This is a genomic window from Muribaculum sp. NM65_B17, assembly GCF_004793735.1.
Classification (GTDB): Bacteria; Bacteroidota; Bacteroidia; order Bacteroidales; family Muribaculaceae; genus Muribaculum; species Muribaculum gordoncarteri.
Window position 1 is genome coordinate 92,565 of the sequence record NZ_SRYY01000001.1, and the last position, 13,809, is coordinate 106,373.

At 48.9% G+C, this 13,809-nt stretch carries 15 protein-coding genes; 11 read left to right on the top strand and 4 right to left on the bottom strand.

Features of this window, described 5'->3' with window-relative positions; genetic code table 11:
- The first annotated feature begins 5 nt into the window (after positions 1-5).
- Positions 6-644, top strand: coding sequence for a trimeric intracellular cation channel family protein (locus E5354_RS00425; RefSeq protein WP_123395971.1), 639 nt, complete (start codon positions 6-8; stop codon positions 642-644).
- 6 nt (positions 645-650) lie between these two features.
- Complete coding sequence (locus E5354_RS00430) at positions 651-1,091, top strand: GtrA family protein (protein ID WP_123395970.1); 441 nt, start codon at positions 651-653, stop codon at positions 1,089-1,091.
- Here the strand turns inward: E5354_RS00430 and E5354_RS00435 are convergent.
- Positions 1,075-2,286 carry a dicarboxylate/amino acid:cation symporter gene (locus E5354_RS00435; protein WP_123395969.1) on the bottom strand — a complete coding sequence of 404 codons (1,212 nt, stop codon included), beginning with the start codon at positions 2,284-2,286 and terminating at the stop codon, positions 1,075-1,077. The two genes, E5354_RS00430 and E5354_RS00435, sit on opposite strands and share 17 nt — an antisense overlap.
- Before the next feature lie 258 nt (positions 2,287-2,544).
- Here E5354_RS00435 and E5354_RS00440 point away from each other — a divergent pair, with 258 nt between their 5' ends.
- From E5354_RS00440 to E5354_RS00470, 7 genes are all read left to right on the top strand, one after another.
- Positions 2,545-3,840: a TolC family protein gene (locus tag E5354_RS00440; protein ID WP_123395968.1), complete on the top strand. Its 1,296-nt coding sequence runs from the start codon at positions 2,545-2,547 to the stop codon at positions 3,838-3,840.
- Between the two features lie 20 nt (positions 3,841-3,860).
- Positions 3,861-5,045, top strand: coding sequence for an efflux RND transporter periplasmic adaptor subunit (locus tag E5354_RS00445; RefSeq protein WP_246863700.1), 1,185 nt, complete (start codon positions 3,861-3,863; stop codon positions 5,043-5,045).
- Between the two features lie 30 nt (positions 5,046-5,075).
- The gene (locus E5354_RS00450) at positions 5,076-5,825 is read left to right on the top strand and encodes an ABC transporter ATP-binding protein (RefSeq protein ID WP_123395966.1); all 750 of its coding nucleotides are present in this window, start codon (positions 5,076-5,078) and stop codon (positions 5,823-5,825) included.
- Positions 5,826-5,830: 5 nt separating this feature from the next.
- Complete coding sequence (locus tag E5354_RS00455; RefSeq protein WP_123396185.1) at positions 5,831-7,051, top strand: ABC transporter permease; 1,221 nt, start codon at positions 5,831-5,833, stop codon at positions 7,049-7,051.
- Positions 7,044-8,123 carry a sensor histidine kinase gene (locus E5354_RS00460; protein WP_135946039.1) on the top strand — a complete coding sequence of 360 codons (1,080 nt, stop codon included), beginning with the start codon at positions 7,044-7,046 and terminating at the stop codon, positions 8,121-8,123. The genes E5354_RS00455 and E5354_RS00460 overlap by 8 nt, the downstream gene beginning before the upstream one ends.
- 17 nt (positions 8,124-8,140) lie before the next feature.
- Positions 8,141-8,890, top strand: a complete 750-nt coding sequence (locus E5354_RS00465) for a LytR/AlgR family response regulator transcription factor (RefSeq protein WP_135946040.1) — start codon at positions 8,141-8,143, stop codon at positions 8,888-8,890.
- Positions 8,891-8,951: 61 nt separating this feature from the next.
- Positions 8,952-9,830 (top strand): CPBP family intramembrane glutamic endopeptidase, encoded by an 879-nt coding sequence (locus E5354_RS00470; RefSeq protein WP_168353784.1) that lies wholly within the window; start codon positions 8,952-8,954, stop codon positions 9,828-9,830.
- A 9-nt stretch (positions 9,831-9,839) separates the two neighbouring features.
- Here E5354_RS00470 and lptB read toward each other — a convergent pair whose 3' ends face one another.
- Together lptB and udk are read right to left on the bottom strand one after the other, a co-directional pair.
- Positions 9,840-10,640: an LPS export ABC transporter ATP-binding protein gene (gene lptB, locus E5354_RS00475; protein ID WP_123396184.1), complete on the bottom strand. Its 801-nt coding sequence runs from the start codon at positions 10,638-10,640 to the stop codon at positions 9,840-9,842.
- A gap of 95 nt (positions 10,641-10,735) precedes the next feature.
- Positions 10,736-11,356, bottom strand: a complete 621-nt coding sequence (udk, locus tag E5354_RS00480) for a uridine kinase (RefSeq protein ID WP_135946042.1) — start codon at positions 11,354-11,356, stop codon at positions 10,736-10,738.
- 114 nt (positions 11,357-11,470) lie between these two features.
- On the opposite strand from udk, the gene E5354_RS00485 reads away from it, so the two are divergent.
- Positions 11,471-12,220 carry an MlaE family ABC transporter permease gene (locus E5354_RS00485; RefSeq protein ID WP_135946043.1) on the top strand — a complete coding sequence of 250 codons (750 nt, stop codon included), beginning with the start codon at positions 11,471-11,473 and terminating at the stop codon, positions 12,218-12,220.
- Positions 12,217-12,987, top strand: coding sequence for an ABC transporter ATP-binding protein (locus tag E5354_RS00490; RefSeq protein WP_123395960.1), 771 nt, complete (start codon positions 12,217-12,219; stop codon positions 12,985-12,987). Before E5354_RS00485 ends, E5354_RS00490 begins: the two co-directional genes overlap by 4 nt.
- Before the next feature lie 57 nt (positions 12,988-13,044).
- On the opposite strand, the gene rlmB is transcribed toward E5354_RS00490, so the two are convergent.
- Positions 13,045-13,800 (bottom strand): 23S rRNA (guanosine(2251)-2'-O)-methyltransferase RlmB, encoded by a 756-nt coding sequence (gene rlmB / locus E5354_RS00495; protein ID WP_123395959.1) that lies wholly within the window; start codon positions 13,798-13,800, stop codon positions 13,045-13,047.
- Between the last annotated feature and the right edge of the window lie 9 nt (positions 13,801-13,809).

Sequence of the window (13,809 nt, forward strand, 5' to 3'; positions counted from 1 at the left end):
CGCGAATGGATGTAGAACAGACATTCCTTTTTATAATAGAGGTCGTAGGCACTGTCGCTTTCGCAATAAGCGGAATACGCATGGCTGCCGCCAAGCATTTTGACTGGTTTGGCGCTTATGTCGTGGGACTTGTCACTGCGATAGGTGGCGGTACGGTGCGTGACCTGCTTCTTAACATTCCCGTATTCTGGATGCAGACATGGTGGTATATCGCCGTGACGGGATTGTCGCTTATCGTAGTTATTGTGTTTCGCCGGATTCTTGTGAAGACGCGTGTCCTGTTCCTGTTTGACACCATAGGCCTTGCCTTGTTTGTAGTCATAGGAATCCAGAAGACTCTCGCCGTTGACTATCCTTTCTGGGTGGCCGTGATCATGGGTATTACAACCGGCGCTTTGGGCGGTGTGTTGCGTGACATACTTGTCAACAATGAACCGCTTTTGTTTCAAAAGGACATATATGCCACAGCGTGTCTTGCCGGAGGGCTTGTATATTGGGTGGCCTATTCTTGCGACTGGTCTATGCCGACTCAAGGCATCGCCTGTGCGGTAACGGTAATAGCAATGAGATTGCTCGCCGTAAGGTACAGCTGGTCGTTGCCTGTGCTGGTTGATATCGATGAAAATACCGGAAATAAAGTGTAATTGATTATGGCTAACGGATTGAAGCTCCCCAACAAATCACTGATGCAGTTTATCAAGTATGCCTGTGTGGGCGTGCTAAATACGCTTGTCACGCTTTGCGTGATATACGTGTGTAAAGCTTTGTTTGGTGTCAATCCGCTTGTGTCCAACGCCATCGGCTATGTCTGCGGCGTTGTTAACTCTTTCCTGTGGAATAAGAATTGGGTGTTTAAGTCGTCGGGCAACTACTACCGCGAAGCTATGATATTCCTTATAGGGTTCCTTATATGCTACGGATTGCAGTTGCTCACCGTTTGGCTGTTGAGCTATGAAACCCGCCTTGAATACTTTGAACTAAAGATTGCCGCGTTCACCCTTTCGGGTTATGGACTTGCAACGCTTATAGGCAACGTGGTCTATACCTTGTCCAACTACGGATACAATAAAATCATCACTTTCCGAGGATAGCGGCGTCATCTGACGCTTCGTGACGATTGCGCTTGCCAAACAGCTTGTCGACAATCAATGCGATGAATCCGTCGCCGGTTACGTTACATGCCGTGCCGAAGCTGTCCATTGCTATATATAACGCTATCATGAGCGCTTGATCCTTTTCGGTAAATCCAAGCATGGACGCGAGCAGGCCGAGCGATGCCATTATAGAGCCTCCGGGTATGCCGGGGGCGGCGATTATCGTGACACCGAGCATACATATAAATCCGACAAACATGGGAAAATCATAGGGCAGGCCGTTCATTATCATCAAAGCCACGGCACATGACACTATTTTAAGTGTGCTGCCCGACATGTGTATTGTGGCGCAAATCGGTATTACAAAACCCGCTATGTCCTCGCTTACTCCCATCTTGATAGCCTGACGCAGAGTCACGGGTATTGTAGCCGCCGACGATTGGGTGCCAAGTGCGGTGAAGTAGGCCGGGAGCATGGTAACCAGCAACTTGAACGGATTGCGTCGCACTACCAGTGCCGCGACGCAGTATTGGAGTACAAGGATGAAGATGTGCATTGCAAATATCACGAGTATCACCTTGAAGAATGTCGCAAGTATGTCGCCCACTTGTCCCGATACGGTCATGTTGAGAAATATGCCGAAAATGTAGAGCGGCAGCAGGGGGATGATTATACTCTTAATAACCTTGGCCACTATGTCACGGAACTCATTGGCGCATTTTCTTAGGGTATTTCCTTCAAGATAGGCAATGCCTACTCCGAGCATGAATGAGATTACCAATCCCGTCATAACGCCCATCAACGGAGGTATTTCTACAGTAAAATAGGGGAGTAGGTCGGCGGCGTTTTTGAGGCCGCTGTCGATTGGACTCGGATTTATCAGATGCGGGAATGTGGTTGCGCTTGTGAAGTAGGAGAGGAATCCAGCAAATATAGTGGCACCGTAGGCTATGGCGGCGGTCACAACCAGAACTTTTCCTGCTTTTCGGCCAATATCGGCTATGGCCGGAGTCACAAATCCTACAATGATGAGAGGAACGAGAAATCCGAGGAACTGGCTGAACAGTCCGTTGAAAGTCATGAATATTCTTCCGAGCCATTCGGGAAATATATATCCGCAACCAATACCGAGGGCAATGGCAAAAACTATTTGAAGGAGCAATCCTATCTTAATCTTCTTTTTTTCAGGCATTATGCAGGATGTTAGTAGTGAAAACTTTACCAAAAATAGTGCATTTTCGCGTTTATAACAATATTCTGACGAAGAAAGATTAGAATTATTATTATGAAATGATTTTTCACTTTGCTTAACAGCACGCATCGATAATTAGTTACTTGTCGAGGTAATAGTGATAAATTGTAACGATATTGGCCGTAACATCTAATAATTTTGCATGAAATCAATGGCAATATTAAATTTGCTTTAGTAAAATCAAATGAATGCCGTCAAATGAATAAAAGAATCCTACTATGTGTCGTGACTATTGCGGGACTGTCGGTTGCACAAGCTCGTGATTGGAGTTACAATGATTGTATCGAGTATGCGCGTCAGCACAATATCTCGTTGCAGCAGTCGCGGATCAGCGGTGAATTGAGCGAGTACACTCTTGAAGAGTCAAAGGCCCAATGGCAGCCTACACTTGACTTTGCCACATCCCACACATTGAGCAACACCCCGTGGGGGTATGGCAACAAAAACAGCTACAACAGCAACTACGGGTTGAATGCGGGCTGGACTGTGTGGAACGGTGGCGAGCGTGAAAACACCATCAAGCGCAACAAACTTCAGACTCAAATTTCATCGTTGAATACCGAGGACATGTTCCGTTCATTGGAAACCGATATGCTGTCGGTCTACATGAACATTCTCTACGCCAAGGAGTCGATAGCGATATACGAGGAGGCTGTCAAGCTTAGCGAGGCTCAGGCCGACCGTGCCCGTCAGCTGATGGAGAGCGGACGAATGTCACGCGTCGATTACGCGCAGTTGCAGGCCCAATACGAGCAGGATCGCTATTCGTTGGTAAATGCACAGGGCACTTACGAAACACGCCTCATGGAGCTGAAGCGACTTCTCGAACTGGGTATCGATACTGAAATATCGCTCCAGGCCATTGAGTGGACGGCGCAGGAGGTGCTTGCTGAAGTTCCCCCGATTGAGGAGAGCTATCAGCTTGCGTTGGCTACCGATTCAAGACTTAAGGCCAATAAGCTTGAGGAGGAGAGTTCGGACTATGACATAAAGATTGCCAAGGCGGGTGCCATGCCCCGAATATCGTTGAATGCCGGAATAAGCACCGGATATTTTGCTCCGGGCAACAACTTCGGAGAGCAGATTAAGCGGAGTGTCAGCGAATCGATAGGGCTCACGTTGTCATTGCCGATACTCGACGGCAAGAGAACCAAAATGGCTGTGGCACGCGCCAATGCGCAGCGCATTAATGCACAGCTTGACACGGAGTCGCGCCTCAACGATATAGCTCAGCAGATTGAGTCGTGCTACATCGACCTGCGTGCCGCACAGTCACGCTACACGGCAGGCGAGGAGCAGGTAAAGTCGGCTGAACTCAGCAACGAACTTGTCAACGAGCAGTTCAATCTCGGTCTTGTCAACACCATCGAGTTGCTCACTGCCCACAACAACCTCCTCGAAGCGCGACACTCGTTGCTTCAGGCCAAATACATGGCTATACTCGAACATAAGATGATTGAGTTCTATCGCACATCATCGGTAACTATGCCTTAACAAAACAAATAATTATAATTATGAGAATCCAGCAATTAATTTACACTGCTTCGATAGCCCTGATGCTTTCGGCATGTTCAAAGGAAGCCAAGATTTCGCTTGAAACGGCCAAGGTTGAGGTGGGGGAGATCAGTGAGTCGGTGACTGCTACCGGAACTGTTGAGTCGGTGACGCAAGTCGATGTGGGTACACAAGTAACGGGTATAATCGATAAGTTATATGTCGATTACAACTCAGTGGTGACCAAGGGCCAGCTTTTGGCTGAGATTGAGAAGACCTTGCTTGAGAGCGACCTGAAGAGTGCCGACGCCAACATGGAATCGGCCCGTCTTACCTACGAATACAATAAGACTAACTATGAGCGTGACAAGAAACTTCACGACAAGCAGCTTATAAGCGATTATGAGTTCCAGACTTCGGCCAAGGACTATGAAGTGTCGAAAACTTCCTACGACAAGGCTCGTGCCGACCGTGTGAGAGCGGCAAAGAACCTGAACTATGCCGAAATATACTCGCCTATCGACGGTGTTGTGATTTCGCGTGAGGTCGAGGTGGGACAAACAGTCGTGTCCAACATGAACGTGGCTAACTTATATGTAATCGCCGACCTTGACAACATGCAGGTTGTGGGAAATGTCGATGAGGCCGACATAGGCCAGGTGAAGCTCGGTCAGGCCGTGACATTCACTGTCGACGCTTATCCCGAGATGGTGTTTAACGGAACCGTAACGCAGGTACGACTCAATCCCACCACTGAAAGCAATGTGGTTACCTACGAGGTTATAGTTGCCGCTCCCAATCCCGAACATAAGCTTATTCCGGGCCTGACCGCTAATCTCACGATATATGTGACTCAGGAAAAGGACATACTGACGATTCCCAACAAGGCGTTCCGATTCCTTCCTCATGACTATCCCGATGCAAAGAATCTGCCCGCGGCCCCTGCCGATGTAGAGCCCTTTATGGCTGCCGCGCCCGACATGAAGCGGGTGTGGGTGGTGCGTGACAATGCTCTTGTGCCCGTGACAATAAAAACCGGAGTGAGCAACGGTGCTGTGACCCAGGTGATTTCAGGTATAGGCGAAAACGATGTCGTAGCCGTTGAGTACGACATGGGAATGCCGCAAATGGGAATGCCGCAGGGCATGGGCGACGGTGAACGCAGTCCGTTTGCTCCCCAACCGCCGGGACAAAGGAAAAAGTGACATGGATAATTCCAATAACAGGAAATCATCATGAATACAAATCGAGAGATAATAAAGATTGAGAATTTGCGTCGTGACTTCGTCGTGGGCGGTGAAACCGTCCATGCCCTGCGAGGTGTGTCGTTCACGATTCACGAAGGTGAATTTGTAACGATAATGGGTACATCGGGTTCAGGTAAATCGACGCTTCTTAATCTGCTCGGATGCCTCGACACTCCCACTACCGGCGAATACAAGCTCGACGGAGTGTCGGTGCAGTCCATGAGCAAGAACGAAAGGGCTGTGACACGAAACCGCAAGATAGGATTCGTGTTCCAAAGCTATAATTTGCTTCCCAAGACCACCGCTCTTGAGAATGTCGAGCTGCCTCTGCTATATAACCCGAAAGTGTCGGCGCGACAGCGCCGTGACATGGCCACGAAGGCTCTTGAGGCAGTGGGACTCCATGACCGGCTGTATCATAAAAGCAATCAGATGTCGGGAGGACAGCAGCAACGTGTTGCCATAGCACGTGCTCTTGTAAACGACCCTGTCATCATACTTGCCGATGAGGCTACCGGAAATCTTGACACCCGCACATCCTACAGTATTCTCGTGCTGTTTCAGCAGCTTCATTCGAGAGGACGAACGATCATATTCGTGACCCACAATCCCGATCTTGCCGCTTACTCATCGCGTAACATAGTGCTGCGTGACGGAAAAATCGTATCGGATGTAATTAACCCAAATCCGGCATCGGCCAAGGAGGTCTATGACTCGTTGCCTGCCCAAAACGACTGATGAATATGAAATTTGGCAATCTGTTTAAAATAGCGTTGAAGGCTCTCAACAACAATAAGATGAGATGCTTTCTCACGATGCTCGGTGTCATCATCGGTGTTGCGTCGGTGATAACCATGCTGGCAATCGGACAAGGTTCAAAGGACAGCATAAAGGCGCAAATTTCCGAGATGGGTTCCAACATGATAATGATTCATCCCGGCAACATGCAGCGTGGCGGTGTGCGTCAAAGTGCCGATGACACTCAGTCGCTTGAGGTTGTTGACTTTGAAACGATACGTGACGAGGCAGCCTTCATTTCATCGATATCGCCTACTGTCAACAGCGGCGGCCAGTTTATCAACGGTAATAACAACTACCCTTCGACAATATACGGAGTCACTCCCGACTACCTCGATATACGAAAGGTTAAAGTCGCTGACGGTGCCATATTCACCGAGCAGGATATAAAGTCGGCCGCCAAGGTGTGCCTTCTGGGAAAGACGGTCATTGACAATCTGTTTCCCAACGGAGAGAATCCCATAGGCAGGGTGGTGCGATTCAACAAGATACCGTTCACCGTCATAGGCACTCTTGAACCTAAAGGAACCAACTCCATGGGTATGGACCAGGATGATGTAGTGCTCGCTCCCTATACTACCATAATGAAGAGGGTGCTTGCAATCAACTACATTCAGGGACTTTATGCGAGTGCTGTTGACGAAGACATGACCGATGACGCAATCGATGAGATAACTGAAATACTACGACGCCAGCATAAGCTGAAGGATGGTGCCATTGATGACTTTGAGATACGTTCCCAACAGGAGTTGAGCGAAATGATGAACTCCACGAGCGACATGATGACGGTGTTGCTTGCCTGCATAGCGGGAATTTCGCTCCTTGTGGGAGGTATAGGAATCATGAACATCATGTATGTGTCAGTTACCGAGCGTACCCGTGAAATAGGTCTGCGCATGTCTATTGGAGCACGTGGAATCGATATACTTGTCCAGTTCCTTATCGAGGCTGTGATTATCAGCGTTACGGGAGGTGTGATAGGTGTCATAGTTGGTGCACTTGCTTCATGGCTCGTGAATGTCGTAGCACATTGGCCCGTTTCAATCCAAGTTTATTCAGTGGTCCTTTCGTTTGTCGTATGTACCGTTACGGGAGTGTTCTTCGGATGGTATCCGGCAAAGAAAGCTGCAAACCTTGACCCGATAGAAGCTATTAGATATGAATAGTGAAATAAATAGTTACAAACAGCCTTCTCAGACACTGCAGAAGTGGGTGAAAGTAGTCACCCACTTCCTGTGTCTTGGTATAATCTTCATTCTTCCCGAGGTGCTTGTGAGCCGTAGCTTTCCGGCCGGAAGCGATATCCCATGGGGAATGTATGCCAAGTCACTGCTATTTGTTGCGGTGTTCTACATTAATTATTACATCATAATAGATTATTGCCTCGGAAAGCGTCGATGGGTGTTGAGGCTTACTGGACTTAATGTCGTCATAATCATCGTGACGCTGCTATGCGCTTATTTCTTGATGGATATGCATTCGGGCGAAATGCCGCGCCGCGTACCCCGTCATGTTGATGCGCACGCCGATTTGCTCAGGCGAGTGTCATTTCTGATGCGTGACGTGGTTATGGTGATTCTCACCGTGGCGTTGAGCGTCGCCATGAAGCTTAGCGACTATTGGGTGAAGCTTAACCGTCAGCGTCAGGAAATGGAGATGGTGCAGCACAAGGAAGAACTTGAGAGCCTTAAGAAGCAGCTTAACCCTCACTTCCTTTTCAATACGCTGAACTCGATCTATGCTCTCATAGCCATAAGCCCCGACAAGGCTCAGCAGGCTGTTCATGAGCTGAGCCAGCTGCTGCGTTACGTGCTCTATGAAAATTCGCCTACTGTTCCCATCCAGGATGAGCTTACATTCATCGACAACTATGTCAAGCTCATGAAGCTGCGCATAGGCGATAAGATGCCTATCAATGTCACGCTCGACAGCGGCGACTGCAATGACTGTCACATAGCTCCGCTGCTGTTCATCTCGCCGGTTGAGAATGCTTTCAAATACGGCAATACAGGTCGGTCGGGCGACAGCATCGACATTTCAATCGTGTGCCGCGAAGGATCGATACATTGTCACATCGCCAACAATTTCATCGATTCGGAGAAGCGTGACATAGCATCCTCGGGAATAGGAAATGTCAATCTTCGGCGTCGTCTTGACCTTATTTACGGCAACAAGGCCGAAATGTCGACAAAAATAGATGGCGACCGATATATAGTTGACATGATAATAACGTTATAATATAAAAATATAAGTATATGCTTACATTACGTTGCTGCGTAGTAGATGATGAGCCCTTGGCTCAGGAACTGGTTGCGTCATATATTGAAAAGACTCCTTTCATGGAGCTTGTTGGTAAGTTCAGTTCGGCTCAGGATTCGGTCAAGACGATTCTGGAGGAGGATATTGATGTAGTGTTCCTCGACATACACATGCCACAGCTCAACGGGATGGAGTTTGCGAGAATAGTGCCTCCGACCTGCCGTATAATATTCACTACGGCCTATGACCGGTATGCAATCGAAGGGTTCAAGGTCAATGCACTTGACTACCTTATGAAGCCCATAAGCTATGAGGAGTTTGTGGGAGCGGCCAACAAGGCTCTGCAGTGGGTTGAGCTGCGCCGTAGGGCCGACGAGCTTGACAACAACAAGCGTTACATCATAGTGAAGAGCGAGTATAAACAGGTGCAGATACCTATCGACAAGATTCAGTTTATCGAAGGACTGAAAGATTATGTAAAGATATATGTCGAAGGTGAGAAGAGCGCCATTCTCACTCTTACGAGCATGAAGACGATAGAGCGTTATCTGCCGGCTGCCGAATTCCTGCGTGTTCATCGCTCATTCATTGTGAATACATCGAAGATAAGCATTATTGAACGCAACCGCATTGTATTCGGCAATCACTATATCCCGGTAAGCGAGAGCTACAAGCAGGCGTTCAACGATTATGTGGCCGGCTACTCGCTGTCGCTACAGCGTGACAATCAACCGGGCGAAGATTGATGTGACGATGTCGTCATTTTTCATTAACTTTGCAGTGTAATCAAAGTTAATGTTCATTGATATGGAGCAACAGTTACGCATAAGCGCAGGAAAGAGTCTTGCTTTGTTCATTTGCTGGTGGGTGCTTTGCACTCTTCTCGGCTCGGTTATAATAGGATTGGTGGGCGCCGACGATGTTGTCAGGTTACGCTGGGCCACCGTGTTGCAGGACCTGTTCATATTCATTATGCCGGTTGCCATGACTGCATTGATAGCCGCACGCAATCCGTTGCGCTTTACGGGCGTTGACCGTTGGCCATGCAGTAGTGCCGTTATATGGACTATGGCTGTCGTGGTTCTGGCGATTCCGGCAATGAACGTTATCGTGCAGTGGAATGCCTCGCTCACCCTGCCTGAATCGATGAGCCGCATCGAACAGGTGCTTCGCGCGAGCGAACAAGCCGCCAACGGTATGGTGATGATGCTTATGAGCGGTACATCGGTTATCGATCTCATTCTGTCGATACTTATAATGGGATGCTTGACCGGTATTGCCGAGGAGCTGTTTTTCAGGGGGATGCTGCAAAAGCTGCTTCACGTGCAGCTGCGTAACGCGCATATAGCCATTTGGGCCACTGCCGTTATATTCAGTGCCGTGCATCTTCAGTTTTTTGGCTTTGTGCCCCGCATGTTGATAGGAGCCTTTTTAGGCTATCTTGCATGGTGGAGCGGCTCTTTATGGCTTCCTGCCATGGCCCACGCTCTAAACAATAGCCTTGTCGTTATAAATCAGTGGCTTGTGAATACGGGGCAGAGCAGTGTCGATGCCAATTCAGTGGGAGCCGACGGTTCGGCTGCCGACATAGCGATAGCTGCCGTAAGCCTTGCCGCAACAATCGGCGCACTCTGGTACCTGTCGTCACGTGTTTTCGGAAAGAGCCGAAAAGCGACGATTGATTAGAGCCGGCTCTTAATCGAATTTCTTGCGACGGAAGTTGAATCCGCGACCGAGATACTTTTCGCGTACAACGGGATTCTCGGCAAGCTCTTCCGATGTACCCTGGAACAGTATCTTACCCTCAAAAAGCAGGTAGGCACGGTCGGTAATCGACAGTGTTTCGGGGGCGTTATGGTCAGTGATCAGAATACCTATGTTCTTCTCCTTCAATTTATAGACGATATACTGGATGTCCTCAACCGCGATGGGGTCGACGCCGGCAAACGGTTCGTCGAGCATTATGAACTTGGGGTTGATGGCAAGGCATCGTGCGATCTCGGTGCGTCGGCGTTCACCTCCCGACAGCTGGTCGCCGAGGTTTTTGCGCACTTTCTGCAAGCGGAACTCCGCGATAAGGCTTTCAAGCTTGTCACGCTGATACTCACGTGATGTGTTGGTCATCTCAAGCACCGAGCGGATGTTGTTCTCTACGCTCAGCTTGCGGAATACCGACGGTTCCTGGGCGAGGTATCCAATGCCATTCTGGGCGCGTTTGTAAACCGGATATTTGGTTATGTTGAGGTCGTTGAGGAATATTTCACCTTCATTGGGGGTTATAAGCCCGACGGTCATGTAGAATGTGGTAGTCTTGCCCGCGCCGTTAGGCCCGAGAAGTCCCACAATCTCACCCTGCGTGACATTGATTGACACGTGGTTTACGACCGTGCGCTGACGATATTTCTTTACGAGATTTTCGGTGCGCAGCACCATTTTGCCTTCAAATAAGGTTTTTCCGGCATCGGGGTCGGTCACTTCACAGGTGTTGGCATCCATGTTCTCGACTTCGATAGCGGGAGCGTCATTTACAGGTTCGTTTATCTTTTCGTCAGACATATATTGGGGTTGGCTGATATTGTTTCGTGAAATTGTCATTTGGGAAGCCTTTTCAATCGGCTTGCAATGTAGTCGGTAAGCAGTTTTATGGCCACCGTGTTGTTGCCTCCTTGGGGCACTATCAGGTCGGCCTTGCGCTTTGAAGGCTCGATGTAACGCTCGTGCATGGGCTTCAGCACTGCCTGATAACGGTCGATTACCATCTGCGGAGTGCGTCCGCGCTCTATGCAGTCACGTGCGATTACTCTTATGAGTCGGTCGTCGGCATCGGCGTCTACAAATACCTTTACATCCATCAGCTGACACAATGACGGCTGGGTGAGCACAAGTATGCCCTCGACTATGATGACATCACGCGGCTCCACATGCACGGTTTCTTTCTGACGGGTGCAGGTGAGGTAGCTGTAGGTTGGCATTTCGATGGATTTGCCCTCCTTAAGCTCGCGCAACTGCTTTTCAAGCAGTGTCCACTCGATTGATGCGGGCTCGTCAAAGTTGATTTTGCTGCGTTCCTCCATGGGAATGTGACCGGAGTCCTTATAGTAGGAATCCTGGGGAATGACAGCGACTTCGCCTGCCGGCAGACTCTTTATTATTTTGTTGACGACGGTGGTCTTACCCGACCCGGTGCCGCCGGCAATACCGATTACAAGCATTTTTTGCTACAGTATATGAGATTTTAGACACACAAAGTAAATAAAAAATCCCTTACAAGCCAAGAAAATCCTTAACTTTGCAGCATCAATCCTAATATAGATAATCAATAAACTATGATTATAGAATCGTCGTTGACCACTTTCGGTCAGTACTGCATTTTTATGTGCCGTGTATTTACTCCTCCTCAGAAGTGGAGGGTTTTCGGACGCAAGTTGTTGCAAGAGATAGGCAAGCTCGGCCTTGACTCGATTCCGTTGACGATAGTAATATCAATTTTCATCGGAGCCGTTATATGCATCCAGATGCAGCTCAACATGACATCGCCCATGATGCCTGCTTATTCGACAGGTCTTGCCACGCGTGACATCCTGTTGCTGGAGTTCAGCTCGGCGGTGTTGTGCCTTATACTTTCAGGAAAGGTGGGCTCCAACATAGCATCGGAGATAGGCACCATGCGAGTTACCGAGCAGATTGACGCTCTTGAGATAATGGGTATAAATTCGGCTCAATTCCTGGTGCTTCCCAAGATATTGGCATTCATGTTCTTCATTCCCGTGCTTGTGGTGTTCTCGATTGCTACGGGACTGTTTGGCGGATGGTTCATAGCCGCATTTACCGACATGATTCCGGTGTCGCGTTACATATACGGAATACAGACAATGTTTGTCGAGTGGTATGTGTGGTACACTATAATAAAGGCTCTCGTGTTCTCGGTGATCATCACATCGGTGGCTTCATATTACGGATATTACGTTAAAGGCGGTGCGCTCGATGTGGGCAAGGCTTCGACAAATGCCGTAGTTGCAAGCTCGATTCTGATTCTCCTCTTTGATGTCATACTTACTAAACTGTTGATGCAATGATTGAAGTTAAGGACATTTATAAGTCGTTTGACGGAGTTCAGGTGCTCAAAGGTGTGAGCGCGACATTTGAAACCGGTAAGACGAATCTGATAATCGGACAGAGCGGTTCGGGAAAGACCGTGTTGATGAAATCGATTGTGGGTCTTGTGCGTCCCGAGAAGGGAGAGATTCTATATGACGGCCGTGATCTGCTTCAAATGAATCGCGAACAGGTTCAGTCGTTGCGCACCGAGATAGGAATGTTGTTTCAGGGTTCGGCGCTTTTCGACTCGGAAACGGTGCTTGGCAATGTCGAGTTCCCGTTGATGATGTACACTCGCATGAGCGATGCCGAGCGCCGCGAGCGTGCTCAATTCTGCCTTGAACGCGTGGGTCTTAAGGGAGCCGACGACAAGTATCCGAGCGAGATTTCGGGAGGTATGCAGAAGCGTGTAGCCATTGCGCGTGCAATCGCACTTAATCCTAAATATCTTTTTTGCGATGAGCCTAACTCGGGACTTGACCCGAAAACATCGATTCTTATAGATGAATTGTTGAGCGACATAACGCATGAATATCAGATAACTACCGTAATCAACACCCATGATATGAACTCGGTGCTTGGAATAGGCGAGAACATCGTGTTTATCAACAAGGGTTACCGTGAGTGGGTTGGCAATAAGGAGCTTATATATGAAACGACCAACGAGGCGTTGAGTCACTTCGTGTTTGCCACCGACCTGTTCCAAAAAGTCAAAGAATACGTTATCCACAACGCACACCGATAACAAAAAGAGCCGCATCAATCAATGCGGCTTTTTTTGTATCACATATTTCTCGAGTAATCAGATTACTTCCATGTTGGATTGCAGGCGCTGGCGCACGACTTCGTAGATGATGACACCGGCGGCTACTGAAACATTTAGCGATCCAATGTGGCCGAACTGGGGTATTGACACAAATGTGTCGCATAGCTTCATGACCTCGGGTGATAGGCCAACATCCTCGGCTCCCATAACTATTGCCACGGGAACGGTATAGTCGGCCATGGTGTAGTTTATATCGGCCTTTTCCGAAGCAGCCACTACCGTGTAACCGTTATCCTTAAGGAATCTTACAGCCGATGCCGCGCTACGCTCGCGACACACGGGAATGTGCAGCAGCGCACCTGCCGAGGTCTTTACGGCATCACCGCCAACTGATACACTTCCACGCTCGGGAATGACGATGGCGTCTACTCCGGCACATTCGCATGTGCGCGCGATAGCTCCGAAGTTACGCACATCGGTTATGCCGTCGAGAACGACTATGAAGGGGAGCACACCGTCCTCATAGAGTTGAGGAACTATGTTGTCGAGGCTGTGATAGGTGACTGCCGAAAGGACGGCCACCACGCCCTGATGATTTTTGCGCGTTATCTTGTTGATGCGCTCTACGGGGACGCGCTGCGTCACAATTCCGTGGAGGCGTATCAGTTCGTTCAGCTCGTTTATAAGGTCGCCGTGCAGATCCTTCTTGATATAGACCTTGTCGATGTCCTTGCCTGCTTCGATGGCTTCCATGACGGCGCGTATGCCGAATATGTATTCATTGCGTTCCATATATACCGT